Origin of the sequence: Achromobacter insolitus (assembly GCF_002209555.1) — a bacterium.
GTDB lineage: Bacteria > Pseudomonadota > Gammaproteobacteria > Burkholderiales > Burkholderiaceae_B > Achromobacter > Achromobacter insolitus.
In genome coordinates this window covers 1-2,242 of the sequence record NZ_NJIF01000020.1, presented here as the reverse complement: position 1 = coordinate 2,242, position 2,242 = coordinate 1, and the positions used below count along the sequence as shown (strand labels likewise).

General features: G+C 66.5%; 1 protein-coding gene. It reads right to left on the bottom strand.

Going from position 1 to position 2,242, the window contains the following annotated elements; translation table 11 throughout:
• The coding region (locus tag CEY08_RS30295) for a beta strand repeat-containing protein (protein WP_212591480.1) at nucleotides 1-2,242 on the bottom strand (2,242 nt) is incomplete at both ends.

The window sequence follows — 2,242 nt, the reverse complement described above, 5'->3', positions numbered from 1 at the left end:
CCTTGTCGGTGGTGATGACGACCGGGTTGGCGGCGCTGGCGCCGGTGACGTCCTTGCCGCCGACGGTGACGCTGGCGATGCCGGCTTCGGCGGAGACGGTCACGGAACCGGTGACGGTGGCGTTGGTGCCTTCGACGACGCTATTGTGCGCGCCGGAGACATTGCCGTCGCTGTCCTCGGGGGTGATGAGCGGGGGAGCATCGGTCTGGCCGTTGATGGTGATGGTCAGCTCAGCCGTGGTGGTGTCGCCATCGGCATCGGTGATGGTGTAGCGGATGGTCTCGGTCAGGGTCTGACCGTCGTTCAGCGCCTGGACCGCCGGCAGGGTGTTATTGAGCTGATACGACCAGGTGCCGTCGCCGTTGTCCACGAGCTTGCCGTACTTGGCGTCGCCGGTGTTGATGACAACCGTGCTGGCGTCGGCGCCGAGCGTGTCGTTGGTCAGCACGTTGCCGGTGACCGGAGCGGTGGCGTCTTCCGTGACGGAGGCTGCGTCGTCGTTGGCGACCGGGGCGGTGTCGAGGATCTGGATGACCAGGTCGTTGCTGGTGGACACGCCGGCCACGTCGGTGACGGTGACGGTGAAGTTGTCCTTGACGGAGTCGTCGCCCGCGGTGTGGTCATCGGCGCCGCCCGTCTCCTGGTAGGAGTAGGAGATGGTGCCGGTGGCGGCGTTGTAGCCGGTGACGGTCAGGATGCCCTTGTCGGTGGTGATGACGACGGGGTTGGCGGCGCTGGCGCCGGTGACGTCCTTGCCGCCGACGGTGACGCTGGCGATGCCGGCTTCAGCGGAGACGGTCACGGTACCGGTGACGGTGGCGTTGGTGCCTTCGACGACGCTATTGTGCGCGCCGGAGACGTTGCCGTCGCTATCCTCGGGAGTGATGACCGGGGGAGCATCGGTCTGGCCGTTGATGGTGATGGTCAGCTCAGCCGTGGTGGTATCGCCATCGGCATCGGTGATGGTGTAGCGGATGGTCTCGGTCAGGGTCTGACCGTCGTTCAGCGCCTGGACCGCCGGCAGGGTGTTGTTGAGCTGATACGACCAGGTGCCGTCGCCGTTGTCCACGAGCTTGCCGTACTTGGCGTCGCCGATGTTGATGACGACCGTGCTGGCATCGGCGCCGAGCGTGTCGTTGGTCAGTACGTTGCCGGTGACCGGAGCGGTGGCGTCTTCCGTGACGGAGGCTGCGTCGTCGGTGGCGACCGGGGCGGTGTCGAGGATCTGGATGACCAGGTCGTTGCTGGTGGACACACCGGCCACGTCGGTGACGGTGACGGTGAAGTTGTCCTTGACGGAGTCATCGCCCGCGGTGTGGTCGTCGGCGCCGCCCGTCTCCTGGTAGGAGTAGGAGATGGTGCCGGTGGCGGCGTTGTAGCCGGTGACGGTCAGGATGCCCTTGTCGGTGGTGATGACGACGGGGTTGGCGGCGCTGGCGCCGGTGACGTCCTTGCCGCCGACGGTGACGCTGGCGATGCCGGCTTCAGCGGAGACGGTCACGGTACCGGTAACGGTGTCGTTGGTGCCTTCGACGACGCTGTTGTGCGCGCCGGAGACGTTGCCGTCGCTGTCCTCGGGGGTGATGACCGGGGGAGCATCGGTCTGGCCGTTGATGGTGATGGTCAGCTCAGCCGTGGTGGTATCGCCATCGGCATCGGTGATGGTGTAGCGGATGGTCTCGGTCAGGGTCTGACCGTCGTTCAGCGCCTGGACCGCCGGCAGGGTGTTATTGAGCTGATACGACCAGGTGCCGTCGCCGTTGTCCACGAGCTTGCCGTACTTGGCGTCGCCGGTGTTGATGACAACCGTGCTGGCATCGGCGCCCAGCGTGTCGTTGGTCAGCACGTTGCCGGTAACCGGAGCGGTGGCGTCTTCCGTGACGGAGGCCGCGTCGTCGTTGGCGACCGGGGCCGTGTCAAGGATCTGGATGACCAGGTCGTTGCTGGTGGACACGCCGGCCACGTCGGTGACGGTGACGGTGAAGTTGTCCTTGACGGAGTCGTCGCCCGCGGTGTGGTCATCGGCGCCGCCCGTCTCCTGGTAGGAGTAGGAGATGGTGCCGGTGGCGGCGTTGTAGCCGGTGACGGTCAGGATGCCCTTGTCGGTGGTGATGACGACCGGATTGGCGGCGCTGGCGCCGGTGACGTCCTTGCCGCCGACGGTGACGCTGGCGATGCCGGCTTCAGCGGAGACGGTCACGGAACCGGTGACGGTGGCGTTGGTGCCTTCGACGACGCTATT